The following is a 21,844-nucleotide window of genomic DNA, read 5'->3' as shown; positions in this document are numbered from 1 at the left end:
CCAGAGGCGGTTCAGCCTGCCAGGGCGCGTCGTTGCTGGCGGCGCTTAAGAAATTTCTCACGCAGATTATCGTACGCCCAGTTATAGAACATGGTGTACGGCAGGAAGAACAGGAAGAAACCTATTTCCAGTGTGAATGCCTGCAGCAGGGTGACGCCCAGCACGGCGGCGACAATCGACACGCCAATCACAATAAAGCCGCATTCGAACCCCAGCGCATGCAGCGCACGCACTTTTGCCGTACGTTTGACGCGCTGAACAGGCCAGAAACGGTCGAAGCCGACGTTATAAATAATGTTCCACAGCATGGCGGTGGTGGCCAAAATAATGGTCAACCCACCCATTTCCACCACGGAACGCTGCATAAGCCACGCCGCGGTAGGGGCGAGGATCGCCGTCGCAATCCCTTCAAAACAGACAGCATGAAAGATCCGCTCCGGCAGTTTACGTTGGAGTGCATCCTGATGTTGCATAGCGATAGACCTCGTTAATTCGCCAGTATGGGCGTTGATGTGGCCTATTTTTATCGCTAAAGCTGATATATTAAAGATAGTATCCATCGTAAAAGTAGATAGGTTATGCGCTATTCACCCGAAGCCCTGACCGCGTTTGTCGAGACCGTTGCAGCAGGCTCTTTCTCTGCGGCCGCACGCCGGCTGCGTAAAAGCCAGTCGACGGTCAGCACGTCCATTGCCAACCTTGAAGCCGATCTGGGATTTGAGCTGTTTGACCGTTCGGCCCGCCAGCCGGTGTTAACGGCCCAGGGGGAACAGGTGCTGGGCTACGTGCAGGCTATTCTCGCCGCCAGCACGCGGCTGGATGAGCTGGCGGTGTCGCTCACGGCGCAAACGGAGGCGCGTCTGACGTTTGTCCTTTCCGATACCCTCAACCCGGACGTGCTGGAAGAGATGATGAAGCAGTTTGATGCGCGCTTTCCCCATACGGAATTCGAATGTCTGATTGGCGAAGAGGAGGACGTGATCGATCTGCTGCAAAAGGAGCGCGCGCAGATTGGCCTCACCGAAGCGCGAGACGGTTATCCTACGGATATTGGCGCCATCCGGCTGCCGATGCAGACCCGCATGGCGATCTATGTCGCGACCACGCATCCGCTGGCCGGGCAGGATGACGTTCAGCGTGACGAGCTGCACGGCTGGCGAGAGCTGCGGCTGAGCACCTATCTTGAGCGTGAGGCGGAGATCGCGCGCGGGCCCGTCTGGTCAGCCCCGAATTACCTGTTACTCTTGAGTATGGCGGTACAGGGATTTGGCTGGTGCGTCTTGCCGTGCGCGCTGGTGGAGGAATTTGCCGCCGCGAAATCCCTGGTACAGCTCAATGTTCCCGGCTGGCCGCGGGCGATCGGCATCGATCTGCTGTGGAATAAACGATCCCCTCCCGGCGTTGCCGGAAGCTGGCTGCGGCAGTATCTGCAGGATGCACGCTGATCCTTGTGATTAAACTCACTATTTTTAAACAATTAAGATAATTGCCAGTAACAATCCTCTACTATCGTCATGTCATTTAACACAGAGGTCGTGATGAAAGATGTCGTAATAGTGGGTGCGTTGCGTACAGCTATCGGCTGTTTTCAGGGAGCGCTCGCGCGTCACTCGGCGGTTGACCTGGGCAGTGTGGTGGTGAAAGCGCTGGTAGAACGTAGCGGGATCGCAGCACAGGAAGTTGATGAGGTGATTCTGGGACAGGTCCTCACGGCCGGTGCCGGGCAAAACCCTGCGCGACAGGCGGCGCTGAAGGGCGGACTGCCCAATACCGTCTCCGCTATCACTATCAACGACGTCTGTGGTTCAGGATTAAAAGCGCTGCATCTCGCGACGCAGGCCATTCAGTGTGGTGAGGCGGACGTGATCATTGCGGGCGGGCAGGAGAATATGAGCCGCGCGCCGCACGTCCTGACCGACAGCCGTACCGGCGCGCAGCTGGGCAACAGCCAGCTGCTCGACAGCCTGGTGCATGACGGGCTGTGGGATGCCTTCAACGATTATCATATGGGCGTAACGGCGGAAAACCTGGCGCGCGAGTACGGCATCAGCCGTGAGGTCCAGGATGCCTATGCGTTAAGCTCGCAGCAAAAAGCGCGTGCGGCGATTGATTCCGGCCGTTTTCGGGACGAAATTGTCCCGGTCAGCACGCAGCGTCAGGGGGGCGAGGTTATCGTTGTGGATACCGATGAACAGCCGCGCACCGACGCCAGCGCTGAAGGGCTGGCGAGGCTGAATCCTGCGTTTGAAATGCAGGGCTCGGTCACGGCGGGAAATGCCTCTTCCATTAACGACGGCGCCGCGGCCGTGATGATGATGAGCGAAAGCAAAGCCCTTGAACTCGATCTCCCCGTGCTGGCCCGCATTAAGGCATTCGCCAGCGTGGGCGTGGATCCTGCGTTAATGGGGATCGCGCCGGTCTATGCGACCCGTCGCTGTCTGGAGCGTGCGGGGTGGCAGCTTTCTGATGTGGATCTGATCGAAGTGAACGAAGCCTATGCCGCGCAGGCGATCTCCGTCGGAAAAATGCTGGAGTGGGATCCGCTGCGGGTCAACGTAAACGGTGGGGCGATCGCACTGGGGCACCCGATCGGGGCGTCCGGCTGCCGGATCCTGGTTTCGCTGGTCCACGAAATGAAGAAGCGCAACGCCCGCAAAGGGATTGCCACGCTCTGTATAGGCGGCGGACAAGGGGTGGCGCTGGCCATTGAACGCTAATTTTTCCTCATTAAAAAAAGACCTCCTCCGGGAGGTTTTTTTTATCGTGATCTTTATCTCCCGACGGTTTTAGCGTGATCCGGGCATCAATTCCGCGATAAACAAAAATAAAAATGAAACGTTGTTTTAAATATAATTGAAAAGCCCACTTTATGCCGATAGTATGTGCTCATCATGTAAAACGGAACGCTGTTTCGTTTTACTTCCCGCCTTCGGGCATGACCACATCTGGAGGTTACCGTGGACGTCAGAGAAAGCATCCACAGCGCGCACGCCAAAACGCTGGATACGCAGGGGCTGCGCAAGGCATTTTTAGTCGAGCAGATATTCGAGGCTGACAGGTACACCATGGTTTACAGCCATATCGACCGCATTATTGTGGGCGGCATTATGCCCGTCACGAAAACCGTCTCCGTGGGCGGCGAGGTCGGTAAACAGCTGGGCGTGAATTATTTCCTCGAACGTCGCGAGCTGGGGGTGATTAACATCGGCGGGCCGGGCACCATCACCGTAGACGGACGGTGCTATGAGATTGGCCATCGCGAGGCGCTGTACGTGGGTAAAGGGGCGAAAGACGTGGTCTTTGCCAGCATCGACGCCAGCAGGCCTGCGAAATTCTACTATAACTGCGCGCCGGCCCACGCCACCTGTCCAACCAAAAAGGTGACCCCGGCAGACGTCGCGCCCGTGACGCTGGGCGACAACCTCACCAGCAACCGCCGCACCATCAATAAATACTTCGTGCCGGACGTGCTGGAGACCTGCCAGCTCAGCATGGGGTTGACCGAACTTGCGCCGGGCAACCTGTGGAATACCATGCCGTGCCATACCCACGAGCGCCGCATGGAAGTCTACTTCTACTTCAACATGGATGAGGACGCCTGCGTGTTCCACATGATGGGACAGCCGCAGGAAACGCGCCATATCGTGATGCATAACGAGCAGGCGGTGATTTCGCCGAGCTGGTCTATTCATTCCGGCGTAGGGACAAAAGCCTACACCTTTATCTGGGGAATGGTGGGTGAAAACCAGGTCTTTGATGATATGGACCATGTTGCGGTCAGCGATCTGCGCTAGTCGCGGGCAGTGACGCATAAACCTGCCTGTGAGTGACAGGCTCTGAAAGAGTAAGGAATAAACATGATTCTGGATGCATTCTCTCTGCAGGGGAAAGTGGCGGTGGTTTCCGGGTGTGACACCGGGCTGGGTCAGGGGATGGCGTTAGGCCTGGCGGAAGCGGGCTGCGATATCGTCGGAATTAATATCGTTGAACCGACGGAAACCCTCGAGCGCGTGACGGCCCTGGGCCGCCGCTTCCTGAGCCTGACCGCCGACCTGCGTAAAATCGATGCCATTCCTGAACTGCTGGATCGCGCGGTGGCGGAATTCGGTCACATCGACATTCTGGTCAACAACGCCGGGCTGATTCGCCGTGAAGATGCGATCAATTTCAGCGAGCGCGACTGGGACGACGTGATGGATCTGAACATCAAGAGCGTATTTTTCATGTCCCAGGCGGCGGCAAAGCACTTTATTGCGCAGGGGAACGGCGGCAAGATCGTGAATATTGCCTCCATGCTCTCGTTCCAGGGGGGTATCCGCGTGCCGTCTTACACCGCCTCCAAAAGCGCCGTGATGGGCGTGACCCGCCTGCTGGCAAACGAGTGGGCGAAACACAACATCAATGTGAATGCGATTGCGCCGGGTTACATGGCGACCAACAACACGCAGCAGCTGCGTGCGGACGAGCAGCGTAGCGCGGAAATCCTCGACCGCATTCCGGCGGGGCGCTGGGGGCTTCCGGGCGATCTGATGGGGCCGGTGGTCTTTCTGGCCTCGTCGGCATCGGACTATATCAACGGCTACACCGTAGCGGTCGATGGCGGCTGGCTGGCGCGATAGCCCGCATCGGGTCTGGACCTCTGCTTTTGGGCAGAGGTTTTTTTTGCTTAAAAAATGTCAAAATCCATATGGATAAACACGGAAAATCCATACTAAAAAGTCATGAACGACAGCCATCACACTTTTAATCTTTAAAAATTAGATGATTAGTAAAAGCATGTGATTATTCAGCGTTAGTTGAAATTGTAATGTCCATCACAGAACGCTATGTCGCAGCGAAATAATCCATATCTTCACCTTTTCCCGCCTGACACTTTTTCTCGCTATCTCGTAATTTCACTTAACGAATTTCACTGTTCAGGCAGGAAAATATGACATCTATAAATGACTCTACCCTAATGCCCGCTGCGCTGCGTGATACTCGCCGCATGAACCAGTTTGTCTCTATTGCCGCCGCCGTGGCGGGCCTGTTATTTGGACTGGATATTGGCGTCATTGCCGGTGCATTGCCCTTTATTACCGATCACTTTACCCTGAGCAGCCGCCTGCAGGAGTGGGTGGTGAGCAGCATGATGCTCGGCGCGGCCATTGGCGCGCTGTTCAACGGTTGGCTCTCGTTTCGCCTGGGGCGCAAATACAGCCTGATGGCCGGGGCGATTCTTTTTGTCGCCGGCTCCATTGGCTCCGCCTTTGCCGCAAACGTTGAGGTTCTGCTGCTTTCCCGCGTGCTGCTGGGCGTGGCGGTGGGGATTGCCTCCTACACGGCGCCGCTTTATCTCTCCGAAATGGCGAGCGAGAACGTGCGCGGGAAGATGATCAGCATGTATCAGCTGATGGTCACGCTGGGTATCGTGCTGGCGTTTCTGTCTGACACCTACTTCAGCTACAGCGGCAACTGGCGCGCAATGCTTGGCGTGCTGGCGCTGCCAGCGGTGGTGCTGATTGTTTTAGTGATTTTCCTGCCGAACAGCCCGCGCTGGCTGGCACAAAAAGGGCGCCACGTGGAGGCGGAAGAGGTGCTGCGCATGCTGCGCGATACCTCTGAAAAAGCCCGCGAGGAGCTGAACGAGATCCGCGAAAGCCTGAAGCTCAAGCAGGGGGGCTGGGCGCTGTTTAAAATCAACCGCAACGTGCGCCGGGCGGTCTTCCTCGGCATGCTGCTGCAGGCGATGCAGCAGTTCACCGGCATGAACATCATCATGTACTACGCGCCGCGCATTTTCAAAATGGCGGGGTTCACCACCACCGAACAGCAGATGATCGCCACCCTGGTGGTCGGGCTGACCTTCATGTTTGCCACCTTTATTGCCGTATTCACCGTGGACAAGGCGGGCCGCAAACCGGCGCTGAAAATTGGCTTCAGCGTGATGGCGCTCGGCACGCTGATCCTCGGCTACTGCCTGATGCAGTTTGATAACGGCACGGCTTCCAGCGGACTCTCCTGGCTTTCTGTCGGGATGACCATGATGTGTATCGCAGGTTACGCGATGAGCGCCGCGCCGGTGGTGTGGATCCTATGCTCCGAAATTCAGCCGCTCAAATGCCGCGACTTTGGCATCACCTGTTCCACGACCACCAACTGGGTATCGAACATGATCATCGGCGCGACCTTCCTGACGCTGCTGGACGCGATTGGTGCAGCGGGAACGTTCTGGCTCTATACGGTGCTGAACGTGGCATTTATTGGCGTCACGTTCTGGCTGATTCCAGAAACCAAAGGCGTGACGCTGGAACACATCGAGCGCAAGCTGATGGCCGGGGAGAAGCTGCGGAATATTGGCGTGTGATCGGATTGCCTGTCTACGTATTCCAGCGTATGCAGGAGATAACCGATTTTTGTTTAACAAGGCGCTGAACAGAGCGCCTTTTTTTATTGGCACCGGTTGTGTTAAAAGAAGAAATCAACGAAAAGGAGGGATGATGAAAACGATCGGCCTGTTAGGTGGAATGAGCTGGGAATCGACAATCCCTTATTATCGCCTGATTAACGAAGGGGTAAAACAGCGTCTGGGTGGTCTGCACTCCGCAAGCCTGCTGCTGCACAGCGTGGATTTTCATGAAATCGAAGCCTGCCAGTCGAGCGGCGAGTGGGATAAAGCCGGGGCGATCCTGGCCCAGGCGGCGCTGGGGCTAGAGCGGGCTGGGGCCGAGGGGATATTGCTTTGTACCAATACCATGCACAAGGTGGCATCGCATATTGAGAACCGCTGCTCGCTGCCGTTCCTGCATATCGCTGACGCGACCGGGCGTGCAATTGCGGCATCAAGGATGCGCCGCGTAGCGCTGCTGGGCACGCGCTACACCATGGAGCAGGATTTCTATCGCGGGCGTTTGCGCAGCGCGTTTGGGATCGAAAGCCTGATCCCTGAAGAAGAAGACCGGGTGCGCATCAATCAGATTATCTTTGACGAGCTCTGTCTCGGCACCTTCAGCGAAACCTCCCGCGCCTTCTACGTCAGCGTCATCGAAAAACTCGCGCAGCAGGGGGCTGAAGGGGTGATCTTCGGCTGCACGGAGATCGGTTTGCTGGTACCCGTTGAGCGAAGCCCTCTTCCGGTATTTGATACCACCGCTATTCATGCTGCGGATGCCGTGGCGTTTATGTTGTCATAATGGGTCCTGCAGGTCAGGTAAGCGAAGCGCCACCTGACGCGCGTGCTCCATGACGTGTTCGGTGAAAGCGTCCACCAGCGCGGAAGCCGGACGGTGTAGCGGACGGATCAGGCTCACGGTGAACGGGACGGACACGCTAAAGCGGCGGATGACGATCCCGCTTCCGGCATAATCCAGCGCCGTGAGCGGATTCACCACCGCGACGCCGACGCCGGCACGCACCATCGCGCAAATCGAGGCCGCGCTGTGCGTTTCCACCGCCATTCGCCGTTTGACCTGATGCTCTGCAAACAGGGTATCCAGCAGCTGTCTGTAACTGTCGGTCTGCGACAGGCTGATGTAGTTTTCCCCGTGGAAATCCTCCGGCGTGAGCACCGCCTTACCGGCAAGCCGATGCCCGGCGGGCAGAACGCACACTTCATCTAACGAGAGCAGCTCCGTGCGCGCCGTGCCCGCTGGGGTGGTGAGGGTTTCGGTTAGCCCTAAATCATGGCGCTGAGCCGAAAGCCACTCTTCAAGCAGGGGAGATTCCTGCGGCACGATGGTGAGGCTGACCTCCGGGTAGCGGGCCAGAAAGGGCTGGAGCAGCATCGGCAAAAAGGATTGCGAAAAGACGGGCAGGCAGACGATCGACAGCTCGCCCTGGCGAAACTCGCGCAGGCTTTCCGCGGCACTTACTATTCTGTCCAGCCCGTACCAGGAGCGCTGAACTTCCTCGAACAGGCGTAATCCTTGTACCGTCGGGTGAAGCCGGCCCCGGGTGCGTTCGAACAGCTTCAGCCCCAGCACTTTCTCGAAGCGCGCCAGCTCGCGGCTCACCGTCGGCTGCGAGGTGTGCAGCATCTGTGCGGCTTCGGTGAGATTACCGGTGGTCATCACGGCGTGAAAAATCTCGATATGGCGTAAATTGACGGCGGGCATAGGGCACCTGAAAGCAGAGAACTGTCCATATCATTTTTGCATAGACTCGCGATAAAACGATATTTTTTATTCTCCTTGCGCTGTGGCGTAATCATCAAAACGCATTTATCCGGAGAAGACCATGCCACGCCCGCTGAACCAGACTGATACCGATTTGAACGCCGAAAACCTGCTGCGCCTGCCTGCCGAGTTTGGCTGTCCGGTGTGGGTCTACGACGCGCAGATCGTCCGCGAGAAGATCGCCGCCCTGCATCAGTTCGACGTGGTGCGTTTTGCCCAGAAGGCCTGCTCCAATATTCATATTCTGCGCCTGATGCGTGAGCAGGGCGTGAAGGTTGACTCCGTTTCACTCGGCGAAATTGAGCGCGCGCTGGTATCCGGATACGATCCGAAAGCCGACAGCGACGCGATCGTCTTTACTGCCGATGTGATCGACGATGCGACGCTGGCGCGTGTTCACGAACTGCAGATCCCGGTAAATGCCGGTTCTGTGGATATGCTCGAGCAGCTCGGTCAGGTTTCTCCCGGCCACCGCGTCTGGCTGCGCGTGAACCCGGGCTTTGGTCATGGCCACAGCCAAAAAACCAATACCGGCGGCGAAAACAGCAAGCACGGGATCTGGTATGCCGACATGCCTGCCGCGCTGGAGGTGTTACAGCGCTACAACCTGAAGCTGGTGGGCATTCATATGCACATTGGCTCTGGGGTGGATTACGGCCACCTGGAACAGGTGTGCGGCGCGATGGTGCGTCAGGTTGTCGACTTCGGTCAGGATCTGGAGGCGATCTCTGCGGGCGGTGGTCTCTCCATTCCTTATCGCGAAGGGGAAGAGGCGATCGATACCGATCACTATTACGGTTTGTGGAGCGCCGCGCGCGATCAAATTGCCGCGCATCTGGGCCACGCGGTGAAGCTGGAAATTGAGCCGGGTCGTTTCCTGGTGGCGGAAGCCGGCGTGCTGGTTTCTCAGGTGCGCAGCGTGAAAGAGATGGGGTCTCGCCACTTCGTCTTGATTGATGCAGGCTTTAACGACCTGATGCGTCCGTCCATGTACGGTAGCTATCACCACATTACCGCCCTGGCTGCCGACGGCCGCGATTTAACGCAGGCGCCGCGCGTTGAGACGGTCGTTGCGGGGCCGCTGTGCGAATCGGGTGACGTGTTTACCCAGCAGGAGGGCGGCAAAGTGGAAACCCGCGCGCTGCCAGAGGTCAAACCGGGTGATTATCTTGTGCTGCATGATACCGGTGCCTACGGGGCGTCTATGTCCTCTAACTACAATAGCCGCCCGCTGCTGCCGGAAGTGCTGTTTGATAATGGCAAGGCGCGGCTGATACGCCGTCGCCAGACCATTCAGGAACTGCTGGCTTTAGAACTCATCTGATGAAAGTACGGCCCCGTTGTGACCGAATCGCGTAACACCAGCGTGCCGGTAAACGGCGGGATGGCATCGACCGGCTGGTTTCTTGCCAGCCGGATCGCCTGATCGATGGCGGTGACAATCATATTGTCGATGGGCAGATAAACCGACGAGAGCGCAGGCTCCAGCCATTTCGCGCTTGGGGCATCATCAAAGCCGAACAGGGAGATATCCTGCGGGATTTTCAGCCCCGCCTGGTGCAACGCTTTGGACGCCCCCAGCGCCATATCGTCGTTACAGGCAAACAGGGCGCTAAACGGTACTCCGTCGGCAATCAATTCCTTGCAAAGCTCGTATCCCCGCGTCATTCCTGCATCGCCGTACTTTATCCGGCGCTCGTCCAGACGGATACCGTGCTTTTCCAGCGCCTTGCGATAGCCCATCAGCCGCGCTTTACCCGTGGGAGTGTGGATCGGGACGGTGATACAGGCGATCTCCCGATGGCCCTGGCCGATCAGGTAATCCACGGCCTTGAATGCGGCATCCTGCTGTTCGAAGAACACGCAGCGATCCGGCGCCTGGCTCACTTCACGGTTAATGACCACCAGCGGCGTTTTCACGGTGTTCATCAGTTTGACGATCGCTTTTTCGCTCATGTAGCGCGTGTAAAGCACGATGGCATCGCACTGGCGATCGGCCAGCATCTGCACCGCCTGCTCTTCCTGTTCCGGCGCGTCGTGACCGTCGGTGACGATCAGCTGTTTCCCGTGAGTTTCGGTCTGCCGCGACGCCTGCTGGAGAAGGCGGCCAAAATAAAAGCCGTCAAAGGTCGAGACGACCAGACCAATGCTGTTGCTGGTCTGGTTAGCCAGCGAGCGCGCGAGAAAGTTCGGGCGATAGCCCAGCTCTTCCATCGCAGCAAACACCTGCTGACGCGTACTCTCTTTTACCTGACCTGTGCCGTTCAGCACGCGCGATACCGTGGCCTTCGACACGCCCGCGCGCAGTGATACATCCAGCATTGTTGCCATTCTATATTCCTGCTTCCACGTAACGATCTGCAGTTTACCACAGAGCTTATGCCGTATAAGCGATGCGGGAAGCGCAAAAACTCTGCCACGATCACGCTTTTTGGTAACGATTCGTCCGGCCAGCCTGAAGTCAAACTCAATAGCCTGACTCTGGTAAGATAATCACCGAACCGGGCTGGAGCATCAGGCCAGTAAATACATGAGAAAATGCAGGTGAAACATGAATAAGGCTGTCATCCTCCCGCTTTACAAGGCGCCACACTTCGCAGAGCAGGTTACCGACTGGATCTGGCAGGCCTTTGGCGAAGGGCTTCCTCGGGAATTTTTCCACAGCATTGTTGAGCACAGCCAGACGCCTGGGGCATTACCGTTGACGTTCATTGCCGTTGACGGCGAACAGCTTCTTGGCACGGTGGGACTCTGGCGCTGCGATTTGATCACCCGTCAGGATCTCTGTCCGTGGCTGGCGGCGCTCTACGTAGACGACGCGGCGCGAGGCAAGGGGCTTGCGGGAGAACTTCAGCGGCATGTTATCGCTTACGCCGCGCAGTCCGGGTATGAGGAGCTCCATCTCTGGTCTGCCTGCCGCGACTTCTACGAACGTTACGGCTGGCAGTATATCGGTGATGGGCTGGAATACCCCAACACGCGGGTGCACCTCTACCGTTATTCGCTTTGCGCTTCTGCAGGCGACGCAACGGAGTGACGACGGACCAGCGTCGGGCTAAACAGATGGGTAATTTCCGGCGGCTGGCGCTGTTCAGCCAGCGCTAGCGCCAGCTCGGCGGCCTGCGTTGCCATGGTGATGATTGGGTAGCGCACGGTGGTCAGACGCGGGCGAACGTAGCGGGAGACCAGCACGTCGTCGAAGCCAATCAGCGAAATTTCTGCCGGTACCTCAATTCCGTTGTCATTCAACACCCCCATTGCCCCTGCGGCCATAGAGTCGTTATAGCTGGCAACCGCCGTGAAATTCCGTCCGCGGCCCAGCAGTTCGGTCATGGCCTGTTCACCGCCGCTCTCGTCCGGTTCGCCGTAGGCCACCAGACGGTCATTACACGGCAGCCCGTTTTCACGCAGGGCATCGTAGTAGCCCTGCAGACGGTCTTCCGCATCAGAAATGGGGTGATTGGAACAGAGATAGCCAATCCGGGTATGGCCCTGCTGAATCAGGTGCCGCGTGGCAAGCCAGGCGCCGTAGCGGTCGTCGAGGGCCACACAGCGTTTCTCAAAGCCGGGAATGATACGGTTGATAATCACCATTCCGGGCATCTGCTTCATCAGGTGAATCAGTTCGGCATCCGGGATCATTTTAGCGTGAACCACCAGCGCCGCGCAGCGGTGGCGGATCAGCTGTTCAATGGCCTGGCGTTCCTTTTGTTCGTTATGATAGCCATTGCCGATCAGCAAAAAATTGCCTGTCTGATAGGAAACCTGTTCAACCGCTTTCACCATGGCGCCGAAAAAGGGATCAGAAACATCGCCCACCACCAGACCAATCGTTTCTGTGGACTGCTGGGCGAGCGCGCGAGCGTTGGCATTGGGATGATAATTCAGGGATTCCATGGCGCTTTGTACCGCCTGACGTGATGCGTCACTGGCCTTTGGTGAATCATTAATCACGCGCGAGACGGTTGCCACCGACACGCCAGCCAGACGGGCCACATCCTTTATTGTCGCCATTCATTACCTTCTTATTGGGGGTAAGCGTTTACACACCAAATAGTGTTGCGGAAAAGCGGCGTGCATTCAAGGGGAGCGGATTTCCGCTCTCCACAAACGTGACGCAGCACACCCCTGGCGGTGTAATCGTTACACGCCCAGTCATGTCTGAAAAATGTGAATCTGAACCTTTAGTTACACTTTGCCTCAGGCTGTTGCGATTGTCCGATAGCAAGGGCGTTAAAGAGGTTGATACAGTTGAGATCCCAGAGGTATTGATTGGTGAGAATTCTTAGTACGGTTTCGTACTCATCTCTTGCACCAACCTGCGCGGATGCGCAGGTTTTTTTTCGCCTCCACTTTTGCTGTCGCTCCCTTATCACTTCTCGTGTAATCTGCCACCATTTACTAATAACCCTCCACACTGGCTGGCAAAGGGAGTTGAGATGCTATTTGGGTTCTTCCGTACGCTTTTCCGTATTCTTTTTCGCATCCGCATCACTGGCGACACCCGGGCGCTTAGCGGCGAACGCGTTTTGATCACACCAAACCATGTTTCCTTTATAGACGGCATCCTGCTGGCGCTGTTTTTGCCCGTGCGTCCGGTGTTTGCGGTGTATACCTCCATCAGCCAGCAGTGGTACATGCGCTGGCTCTCGCCGCTGATTGATTTTGTGCCGCTCGACCCGACAAAGCCGATGATGATTAAGCATCTGGTACGTCTGGTCGAGCAGGGGCGCCCGGTGGTCATTTTCCCTGAAGGACGGATCTCCGTGACCGGTTCGCTGATGAAAATCTACGACGGCGCGGGGTTTGTTGCGGCGAAGTCAAAAGCGACCGTGGTGCCGCTGCGTATTGAAGGCGCGGAGCTGACCCATTTCAGCCGTCTGAAGGGGCTGGTGAAGCAGCGTCTGTTCCCCAAAATCACGCTGCATATCCTGCCGCCAACGTCATTACCGATGCCCGACGCGCCGCGTGCCCGCGATCGCCGTAAAATCGCCGGGGAAATGCTGCATCAGATTATGATGGAAGCGCGTATGGCCGTGCGCCCGCGCGAAACGCTGTACGAATCCCTGCTTTCCGCGCAGTACCGCTATGGCGCGAAGAAAAACTGCATCGAAGACATCAACTTTACTCCGGATACCTATCGCAAGCTGCTGACCAAAACCCTGTTTGTGGGCCGTATTCTGGAGAAGTACAGCAAAAAGGGCGAAAAGATAGGCCTGATGCTGCCTAACGCGGGCATCAGCGCGGCGGTGATTTTCGGTGCGGTTTCCCGGGGCCGTATTCCGGCGATGATGAACTACACGGCGGGCGTGAAGGGGCTGACCAGCGCGATAACCGCTGCGCAAATCAATACTGTATTCACCTCCCGCCAGTTCCTGGACAAAGGCAAGCTCTGGCATCTTCCCGAGCAGCTCACTCAGGTGCGCTGGGTCTTCCTGGAAGATCTGAAAGCGGACGTGACCACCGGCGACAAGCTGTGGATTTTTGCGCATCTGCTGATGCCGCGTCTGGCCCAGGTCAAACAGCAGCCGGAAGATGACGCGATTATCCTCTTCACGTCGGGATCGGAGGGCAACCCGAAAGGCGTCGTCCACAGCCACAAGAGCATTCTGGCGAACGTCGAGCAGATTAAAAGCATCGCCGACTTTACCGCGAACGACCGCTTTATGTCGGCGCTGCCGCTGTTCCACTCCTTTGGCCTGACGGTGGGGCTGTTTACGCCGCTGCTGACCGGCGCTGAAGTATTCCTTTACCCAAGCCCGCTGCATTACCGCATCGTGCCGGAGCTGGTGTATGACCGTAACTGTACCGTTCTGTTCGGAACCTCTACCTTCCTGGGGAACTATGCGCGTTTCGCCAATCCGTATGACTTCTATCGCGTGCGGTACGTGGTGGCTGGCGCAGAAAAACTGCAGGAGAGCACGCGTCAGATCTGGCAGGACAAGTTTGGTCTGCGCATTCTCGAAGGCTATGGCGTGACCGAGTGTGCGCCCGTGGTCTCGATTAACGTGCCGATGGCGGCGAAACCGGGAACGGTTGGCCGCATTCTGCCGGGGATGGACGCGCGTCTGCTGGCGGTGCCGGGCATAGAGGACGGTGGCCGCCTGCAGCTGAAAGGGCCAAACGTGATGAACGGGTATCTGCGCGTGGAAAATCCGGGCGTGCTGGAAGCGCCGACGGCGGAGAACGTCAACGGCGAGGTTGAAACCGGCTGGTACGACACCGGCGATATCGTCCGCTTTGATGAACAAGGCTTTGTACAGATCCAGGGACGCGCAAAACGCTTCGCCAAAATTGCCGGTGAAATGGTCTCTCTGGAAATGGTTGAGCAACTGGCGACGGCCGTGTCTGCCGAGAAGATGCACGCTACCGTCGTGAAGAGCGATGCCAGCAAAGGTGAGGCGCTGGTACTGTTTACGACCGACAGTGAGCTTAAGCGCGACAGATTACTGAGCTATGCACGCGAACACGGTATTCCTGAACTGGCCGTGCCGCGCGATATTCGCTACCTGAAACAGCTCCCGGTGCTGGGCAGCGGGAAGCCCGATTTCGTGACCCTGAAAGGCATGGTTGAAGAGGCGGAACAGCAAAATGCGTGAGTCAGTACACACTAACACATCCCTCAGGTCGAAAGGCATGATGGCCGTCATCGCCGCGCAGTTTCTCTCTGCGTTCGGTGATAACGCGCTGCTGTTTGCCACGCTGGCGCTGCTGAAAGCCGAGTTTTACCCCGACTGGAGTCAGCCGATCCTGCAGATGGTGTTTGTGGGCGCTTACATTATTTTTGCTCCATTTGTGGGACAGGTGGCGGACAGCTTCCCGAAAGGCCGGGTGATGATGTTTGCCAACGGCCTCAAGCTGCTGGGGGCGGCCAGCATTTGCTTTGGCTTCAATCCGTTTATTGGCTATACGCTGGTGGGCATTGGGGCCGCCGCCTACTCGCCGGCGAAGTACGGCATCCTCGGCGAGTTGACCACCGGGGATAAGCTGGTGAAAGCCAACGGCCTGATGGAATCGTCAACCATTGCCGCTATTCTGCTCGGATCCGTCGCGGGCGGCGTGCTGGCCGACTGGCATGTGCTGGCGGCACTGGGCGTGTGTGCGGTGGTGTATGGCGGGGCGGTCGTGGCGAACCTGTTTATTCCGAAGCTGCCGGTGGCTCGCCCGGGCCAGTCCTGGCGCGTTAAACCAATGACCGGCAGCTTCTTTACTGCCTGCCGCGTGCTGTGGCGTAACGGTGAAACGCGTTTCTCCCTGATGGGGACCAGTATGTTCTGGGGCGCGGGCGTTACGCTGCGCTTCCTGCTGGTGCTGTGGGTGCCCGTGGCGCTGGGGATTACTGACAACGCGACGCCGACCTATCTTAATGCGATGGTGGCCATCGGCATTGTTGTGGGGGCAGGCGCGGCGGCGAAGCTGGTGACGCTCGAGACGGTAGCACGCTGCATGCCCGCCGGGATCCTGATTGGCGTTGTGGTGCTGATTTTCTCGCTGCAGCATGCGTTATTGCCTGCCTATGTCCTCCTGATCCTGATTGGTATTCTGGGGGGCTTCTTCGTGGTGCCGCTGAACGCGTTGCTGCAGGAGCGTGGCAAGCAGACCGTCGGGGCGGGGAATGCCATCGCCGTACAAAACCTGGGTGAAAACCTGGCGATGCTGTTAATGCTGGGACTCTACTCGCTGGCGGTAAAAGTGGGTGTGCCGGTGGTGGGGATTGGCGTCGGGTTTGGCGGGCTGTTTGCGATTGCGATTGCGGGCTTGTGGATGTGGCAACGTCGCCGTTGATATATAGCCGGGTGGCGGCTTCGCCTTACCCGGCCTGGGTTTGAGCACCTGCAGGCCCGGTAAGCGTAGCGCCACCGGGCAAAAGTATCAGGCTACGGTGCTGGATAAGTATAAACCTGATGCACCGCTTCAATCTCCGCTAACACCTCTTCACTCAGGTTCAGATGGAAACTCTCAATATTGGTTTTCAGCTGTTCCATCGTGGTTGCGCCCAGCAGGGTACTGGCAACAAACGGCTGACGACGCACGAAGGCCAGCGCCATCTGCGCAGGGTCAAGACCGTGACGCTTCGCGATATCCACATAGGCGGCAACGGCTTTCTGCGTCTGCTCGCCGCTGTAGCGGGTAAAGCGGCTAAAGAGGGTATTACGCGCACCGGCCGGTTTCGCACCGTTCAGGTATTTCCCCGTCAGCGTGCCGAAGCCGAGACAGGAGTAGGCGAGCAGTTCCACTTCTTCATACTGCGTCACTTCGGCCAGACCCACTTCATAGCTGCGGTTAAGCAGGCTGTAAGGGTTCTGGATAGTCACGATACGCGGCAGATCGTGCTTATCCGCCAGGTGCAGATAGCGCATGACCCCAAAGGCCGTTTCGTTAGACACGCCAATGTAGCGGATTTTTCCCGCACGCTGGCATTCGGTCAGCGCTTCCAGCGTTTCCAGCAGCGTCACGGTGGGGGCGCTCTCATTCCAGCTGTAGCCGAGCTTACCAAAGCAGTTGGTTGGCCGCTGCGGCCAGTGCACCTGGTAGAGGTCGAGATAGTCGGTTTGCAGACGCTTGAGGCTGGCGTCCAGTGCAGCGCGGATATTTTTGCGATCGAGGATCTGATTCGGGCGGATCCCGGTATCGTTGTTGCGCGCGGGGCCACTGACTTTGGAGGCAATCACCAGCTTTTCACGGTTGCCGCGTTTTGCCAGCCAGTTACCGACGTAGGTTTCGGTAAGTCCCTGCGTCTCAGGACGTGGCGGTACAGGGTACATCTCTGCGACATCAATCAGGTTAATGCCCTGGCTGACGGCGTAATCGAGTTGTGCATGGGCATCGGCTTCGCTGTTTTGTTCACCAAATGTCATCGTGCCCAACCCCAGTTGGCTAATTTCCAGAGCGCTGTGGGGGATACGGTGATAATGCATAGCCGGCTTCCTCAATAGACTTATAGACCGCGTCAGGCCGTGCCCGACAAAGGAATATAAACATGGCAGAGGGGAAGCAAAAGGGGAAGAAAAAAATCAAAAAGGCCAGCAAGCGACTGACCTCTCTCTGTTTATCGCTCGATAATTTGCGAGACTTCGTCGCGATTGATCTGCATTTTATTGCCTTCCTGGTCGCGGTAGCTGACCAGACCGGTATCATCGTCGACTTCGGGTTTGCCGTCGGTCAGGATCATTCGACCATCTTTTGTCGCCATGACGTAATCGCTGCTACAGCCCGATACAGCAAACGCTAAACCGACTGCTGACACTAACACTGCCCATTTTTTCATCGTTATCGTCCTCATCTGGCTTGTATCAAATCATCATCTAGTATTAACCCGATATGGCGACTTGAGGAAGCGGTAAAATCTTAAAAAGCAGTCGATTATGTTCGAGAGCTCTCAAAATAAGTAAAAAACTATGTTTTCAACAGGAAATGACGTGCGAGTAGTGCACCGGTGAAATTCTTTTTGAGATAAAAACCGCGCGGCAACGTCAGGATAGGCTCGCCCTGCGCGCCGATTGCCTCGGTAAGTGCTTTACTGTTGGCCGCTTTCGGACGCAGCTGTAATACTTCTCCGTGTCGGGCGGTGATACGCTCTACCTGCCCAAGCACAATCATGTCCATTAGCTCCTCCCAGTCCAGACGCAGCTGATGCTCCTCATCCTCGTCAGGGCTCCAGAGCAGCGGCGCGCCGACGCGTCGGTCGGCCAGGGGGATCTGACGCTCACCCTCAACCGGTACCCACAATACGCGCTTCAGCTTGTGGCGAACGTGGCTGGTTTCCCAGGTTACGCCGGTATTGCCGGTTAATGGCGCAACGCAGACGAAGGTGGTCTCAAGCGGCTTGCCCTGGCGGTCTACTGGGATGGTTTTTAACTCCACGCCAAGGGCTGCAAAATCCTGCTCGGGTTTGCTCCCTGCGCTGGCACCCAGCCACAGCTCCAGCAGCATACCGATCCAGCCTTTATCCCGCTTCAGATCCTTTGGGATCGGAAGCCCGGCCATTGCCGCCAGCTCGCCAAGCGAAAAGCCAGCCAGACGCTGTGCCTGCAGTAGCAACTGGCTCTCGCTGGACGGTGGTGAGAGCAAGGGTGTAAGCGGGTGCATGACGGTAACCTTTTGATTAAAAAATAAACGAAGAAATTGTCCCCTGTGGATAGAGTTTAACTATTTCTGTACCAATATGACATCTCTATGATTTATAGGATTTTTTATTGGTCTGGAATCGTTCCGCCTGGGTGAGAAAACCGGTTGTTCAAATCTGGTCACTGACAATGAACAGGATCTTACACCATGTTATCCACAGAAAAATGGGATAACTGGGCATAACCCTGACTACTGTTTCCATTTACAGCCTTGACGTGCGATGAAAATCGAATTTTCAAACAAATTGTGACTAACTTATTGGCACAATCTGTGGATAAAACCGACGCTGTTCGATCTTTCATCAGTGCGACGATCCCTGATGTGACGATCGTCACGCTAATCAGTTTTTTGTTTATGTAAATACTCATAACACTATGAAAACAATCATATTAATGCGGTGGGGTATAAAAGGGTCTTTCGCGGCGCTTGAGGTTGTTCATCGGTAATCAGACACTTCTTCACAACTATATCCACAGAAAAGGTGAATAAAATTCCCTTTACTGTCTCATATCTGTTTATAACTCCGCACATATTTGTGAGTTATTCAATTGTTATTAGGTTGCAGGCCTGTAAGAGAGTGGTTTACCGCCTCCCTGTAGTGTGAAACAATCATTCATATATAAGGTTTAGTTTGGGGTAGTCCGGTGATTGATGACGATGGCTACCGCCCAAACGTAGGAATAGTAATTTGTAATCGTCAGGGCCAGGTGATGTGGGCCCGTCGATATGGTCAGCACTCCTGGCAGTTCCCGCAAGGCGGGATCAATCCTGGAGAGTCCCCAGAACAAGCGATGTACCGGGAGCTTTTTGAAGAGGTCGGTTTGAGCCGAAAAGATGTTCGCATCCTGGCTTCGACCCGCAACTGGTTGCGTTACAAGTTACCGAAACGTTTGGTGCGTTGGGACACAAAGCCGGTTTGTATCGGCCAGAAACAGAAGTGGTTTCTGTTGCAGTTGGTGGGCAACGATTCAGACATCAATATGCAAACCAGCAGTACGCCGGAGTTCGATGGCTGGCGCTGGGTGAGCTATTGGTATCCTGTTCGTCAGGTCGTGTCATTTAAGCGCGATGTTTACCGTAGGGTGATGAAAGAGTTTGCAAGTGTGGTGATGCAGCTTCAGGAGATCCCGCCTAAGCCGCAGAGCGCACCTGCCTGGCGACGTAAAAGAGGTTAAGCTACGCAAATCATGCTCACCCGCTTGCGAGAAATAGTCGAGAAGGTGGCCAGCGCGCCGCGTCTGAACGAGGCGCTGAATATTCTGGTCACCGACATCTGTCTTGCGATGGAGACCGAGGTCTGTTCGGTGTATCTGGCCGACCACGATCGGCGCTGCTATTACCTGATGGCGACCCGTGGTTTGAAAAAACCGCGTGGACGCACCGTAACGCTCGCATTTGATGAGGGTATCGTGGGTCTGGTTGGGCGACTGGCTGAACCCATTAACCTTGCTGACGCGCAAAAACACCCCAGCTTTAAATACATTCCTTCCGTAAAAGAAGAGCGCTTCCGCGCTTTCCTTGGCGTGCCGATTATCCAGCGTCGCCAGCTGCTCGGCGTGCTGGTTGTCCAGCAGCGTGAGCTACGTCAGTACGACGAAAGCGAGGAGTCATTCCTCGTCACGCTGGCCACGCAGATGGCGGCGATCCTCTCCCAGTCTCAGCTTGCCGCGCTCTTTGGCCAGTATCGCCATACGCGCATTCGTGCCCTTCCGGCCTCGCCAGGCGTGGCGATTGCTGAAGGCTGGATGGATGCCACGCTGCCGCTCATGGAGCAGGTTTATGAAGCCTCAACGCTTGATGAAGCGCTGGAGCGCGAGCGTCTTACCGCCGCGCTGGAAGAGGCCGCGAATGAATTTCGTCGCTACAGCAAGCGCTTTGCCGCAGGCGCGCAAAAAGAGACGGCGGCCATCTTTGACCTCTATTCGCACCTGCTTTCCGATGCGCGCCTGCGCCGCGAGCTTTTTGCGGAAGTGGATAAAGGCTCGGTCGCGGAGTGGGCGGTTAAGAAGGTCATCGAAAAATTTGCCGATCAATTTGCGGCACTGACCGACGGTTACCTGAAAGAGCGCGCAGGCGATCTGCGCGCCCTGGGGCAGCGCCTGCTGTTCCATCTTGATGACACCATTCAGGGGCCTAACGCCTGGCCAAAACGGTTTGTTCTGGTCGCCGACGAACTCTCGGCAACGACGCTGGCTGAACTGCCGCAGGACAGGCTGGCCGGTGTGGTGGTGCGCGATGGTGCCGCCAACTCGCACGCCGCCATTATGGTGCGCGCGCTGGGTATCCCTACCGTTATGGGGGCGGACATTCAGCCGTCGGTACTTCATCGCCGTACGCTGGTGGTCGACGGCTATCGCGGTGAGCTGCTGGTCGATCCTGAGCCGGTTCTGCTCCAGGAATACCAGCGTCTTATCAGCGAAGAGAATGAATTAAGCAAGCTGGCGGAAGATGACGTTAACCTGCCCGCCCAGCTTAAGAGCGGTGAGCGGATCAAAGTCATGCTCAACGCCGGTTTAAGCCCTGAGCATGAAGAAAAGCTTGGCAGTCGCATCGACGGCATTGGCCTGTACCGCACCGAAATCCCGTTCATGCTGCAGAGCGGCTTTCCCTCTGAAGAGGAGCAGGTGGCGCAGTATCAGGGCATGCTGCAAATGTTTAACGACAAACCTGTCACCCTGCGAACCCTGGACGTCGGGGCGGATAAACAGCTGCCCTATATGCCGATCAGCGAAGAAAACCCGTGCCTGGGCTGGCGTGGGATCCGCATTACGCTCGACCAGCCTGAGATCTTCCTGATCCAGGTGCGCGCGATGCTCCGCGCCAACGCGGCGACGGGCAATCTCAGCATCCTGCTGCCGATGGTCACCAGCATCGATGAGATCGACGAAGCGCGTCGGTTGATCGAACGTGCAGGCCGTGAAGTGGAAGAGATGATCGGTTATGCGATTCCGAAACCGCGGATCGGCGTCATGCTTGAAGTGCCGTCTATGGTCTTTATGCTGCCGCAGCTGGCGAACCGGGTTGATTTTATCTCTGTCGGCACGAACGACCTGACGCAATATATTCTGGCCGTCGACCGTAACAACACCCGCGTCGCCAGTATCTACGATAGCCTGCATCCGGCGATCATTCGCGCCTTAGCGATGATTGCCCGTGAAGCGGAGCAGTACGGCATTGATTTACGCCTGTGCGGTGAAATGGCCGGGGACTCCATGTGCGTTGCGATCCTGATTGGTCTGGGGTACCGCCATCTGTCGATGAACGGTCGCGCTGTTGCCCGCGTGAAGTATCTGTTGCGGCATATTGACATCAATGATGCCCGCGAGCTGGCAGAGCGTAGCCTTGAGGCGCAGCTGGCTGCTGAGGTTCGCCACCAGGTCGCGGCGTTTATGGAACGACGCGGTATGGGCGGTCTGATCCGCGGCGGCCGCTAAAGCCTTTCTCCCTCTCCCTGTGGGAGAGGGCATCAGCGCGCATAAAACCCTATACACATCTTTTACATCTCGGGCGCATCCTCCGCGCCCGCCTTGTGCTATGATTCGCAACTTTGGAGCCTCTGCTTA

At 56.8% G+C, this 21,844-nt stretch carries 19 protein-coding genes; 12 read left to right on the top strand and 7 right to left on the bottom strand.

Annotated features, from left to right (window positions below):
* Positions 1-11: 11 nt before the first annotated feature.
* The gene (locus tag L362_RS08705) at positions 12-473 is read right to left on the bottom strand and encodes a multidrug/biocide efflux PACE transporter (protein ID WP_008499683.1); all 462 of its coding nucleotides are present in this window, start codon (positions 471-473) and stop codon (positions 12-14) included.
* 105 nt (positions 474-578) lie between these two features.
* Between L362_RS08705 and L362_RS08710 the strand changes: the two genes are divergently transcribed.
* From L362_RS08710 to L362_RS08735, 6 genes are all read left to right on the top strand, one after another.
* Complete coding sequence (locus L362_RS08710; RefSeq protein ID WP_021242027.1) at positions 579-1,445, top strand: LysR family transcriptional regulator; 867 nt, start codon at positions 579-581, stop codon at positions 1,443-1,445.
* A 93-nt stretch (positions 1,446-1,538) separates the two neighbouring features.
* Entirely contained in the window at positions 1,539-2,717 is a 1,179-nt protein-coding gene (locus L362_RS08715; RefSeq protein WP_023344842.1) for an acetyl-CoA C-acetyltransferase, read from the top strand.
* 240 nt (positions 2,718-2,957) lie between these two features.
* On the top strand, positions 2,958-3,794 hold the full coding sequence (kduI, locus tag L362_RS08720; protein ID WP_021242025.1) for a 5-dehydro-4-deoxy-D-glucuronate isomerase: 837 nt from the start codon (positions 2,958-2,960) through the stop codon (positions 3,792-3,794).
* A 63-nt stretch (positions 3,795-3,857) separates the two neighbouring features.
* Positions 3,858-4,619: a 2-dehydro-3-deoxy-D-gluconate 5-dehydrogenase KduD gene (gene kduD, locus L362_RS08725; RefSeq protein ID WP_008499679.1), complete on the top strand. Its 762-nt coding sequence runs from the start codon at positions 3,858-3,860 to the stop codon at positions 4,617-4,619.
* A gap of 293 nt (positions 4,620-4,912) precedes the next feature.
* Positions 4,913-6,346 (top strand): arabinose-proton symporter AraE, encoded by a 1,434-nt coding sequence (locus L362_RS08730; RefSeq protein WP_223825726.1) that lies wholly within the window; start codon positions 4,913-4,915, stop codon positions 6,344-6,346.
* A 133-nt stretch (positions 6,347-6,479) separates the two neighbouring features.
* Positions 6,480-7,172, top strand: a complete 693-nt coding sequence (locus tag L362_RS08735; protein ID WP_023344840.1) for an aspartate/glutamate racemase — start codon at positions 6,480-6,482, stop codon at positions 7,170-7,172.
* On the opposite strand, the gene L362_RS08740 is transcribed toward L362_RS08735, so the two are convergent.
* Entirely contained in the window at positions 7,167-8,093 is a 927-nt protein-coding gene (locus L362_RS08740; RefSeq protein ID WP_008499676.1) for a LysR family transcriptional regulator, read from the bottom strand. The genes L362_RS08735 and L362_RS08740 overlap by 6 nt on opposite strands.
* Positions 8,094-8,214: 121 nt before the next feature.
* Here L362_RS08740 and lysA point away from each other — a divergent pair, with 121 nt between their 5' ends.
* A complete protein-coding gene (gene lysA / locus L362_RS08745) occupies positions 8,215-9,477 on the top strand; it encodes a diaminopimelate decarboxylase (RefSeq protein ID WP_023344839.1) in 1,263 nt (420 codons plus the stop codon).
* Here the strand turns inward: lysA and L362_RS08750 are convergent.
* Positions 9,447-10,484, bottom strand: coding sequence for a LacI family DNA-binding transcriptional regulator (locus tag L362_RS08750; protein ID WP_008499674.1), 1,038 nt, complete (start codon positions 10,482-10,484; stop codon positions 9,447-9,449). The genes lysA and L362_RS08750 overlap by 31 nt on opposite strands.
* Positions 10,485-10,704: 220 nt before the next feature.
* On the opposite strand from L362_RS08750, the gene L362_RS08755 reads away from it, so the two are divergent.
* Complete coding sequence (locus L362_RS08755; protein WP_023344838.1) at positions 10,705-11,190, top strand: GNAT family N-acetyltransferase; 486 nt, start codon at positions 10,705-10,707, stop codon at positions 11,188-11,190.
* Here the strand turns inward: L362_RS08755 and galR are convergent.
* The gene (gene galR, locus L362_RS08760; protein ID WP_021242019.1) at positions 11,151-12,167 is read right to left on the bottom strand and encodes an HTH-type transcriptional regulator GalR; all 1,017 of its coding nucleotides are present in this window, start codon (positions 12,165-12,167) and stop codon (positions 11,151-11,153) included. The genes L362_RS08755 and galR overlap by 40 nt on opposite strands.
* A gap of 425 nt (positions 12,168-12,592) precedes the next feature.
* On the opposite strand from galR, the gene aas reads away from it, so the two are divergent.
* Both aas and lplT read left to right on the top strand, forming a co-directional pair.
* Complete coding sequence (gene aas, locus L362_RS08765; RefSeq protein ID WP_008499671.1) at positions 12,593-14,752, top strand: bifunctional acyl-ACP--phospholipid O-acyltransferase/long-chain-fatty-acid--ACP ligase; 2,160 nt, start codon at positions 12,593-12,595, stop codon at positions 14,750-14,752.
* On the top strand, positions 14,745-15,938 hold the full coding sequence (lplT, locus tag L362_RS08770; protein ID WP_023344837.1) for a lysophospholipid transporter LplT: 1,194 nt from the start codon (positions 14,745-14,747) through the stop codon (positions 15,936-15,938). The genes aas and lplT overlap by 8 nt, the downstream gene beginning before the upstream one ends.
* Before the next feature lie 92 nt (positions 15,939-16,030).
* Here lplT and L362_RS08775 read toward each other — a convergent pair whose 3' ends face one another.
* From L362_RS08775 to mutH, 3 genes are all read right to left on the bottom strand, one after another.
* Positions 16,031-17,071, bottom strand: a complete 1,041-nt coding sequence (locus L362_RS08775; RefSeq protein WP_021242016.1) for an NADP(H)-dependent aldo-keto reductase — start codon at positions 17,069-17,071, stop codon at positions 16,031-16,033.
* 131 nt (positions 17,072-17,202) lie between these two features.
* Positions 17,203-17,421, bottom strand: a complete 219-nt coding sequence (locus L362_RS08780; protein WP_008499668.1) for a YgdI/YgdR family lipoprotein — start codon at positions 17,419-17,421, stop codon at positions 17,203-17,205.
* Positions 17,422-17,549: 128 nt separating this feature from the next.
* On the bottom strand, positions 17,550-18,242 hold the full coding sequence (gene mutH, locus L362_RS08785) for a DNA mismatch repair endonuclease MutH (RefSeq protein WP_021242015.1): 693 nt from the start codon (positions 18,240-18,242) through the stop codon (positions 17,550-17,552).
* A 683-nt stretch (positions 18,243-18,925) separates the two neighbouring features.
* Here mutH and rppH point away from each other — a divergent pair.
* Entirely contained in the window at positions 18,926-19,456 is a 531-nt protein-coding gene (gene rppH, locus L362_RS08790; protein ID WP_013098553.1) for an RNA pyrophosphohydrolase, read from the top strand.
* A 12-nt stretch (positions 19,457-19,468) separates the two neighbouring features.
* Positions 19,469-21,715, top strand: coding sequence for a phosphoenolpyruvate--protein phosphotransferase (gene ptsP / locus L362_RS08795; protein WP_008499665.1), 2,247 nt, complete (start codon positions 19,469-19,471; stop codon positions 21,713-21,715).
* Positions 21,716-21,844 lie beyond the last annotated feature (129 nt).

The organism is Enterobacter sp. MGH 16, from assembly GCF_000493175.1.
GTDB lineage: Bacteria > Pseudomonadota > Gammaproteobacteria > Enterobacterales > Enterobacteriaceae > Enterobacter > Enterobacter roggenkampii.
The sequence above is the reverse complement of the archived record's forward strand: the minus strand, read 5'-3'. Positions and strand labels throughout refer to the sequence as shown.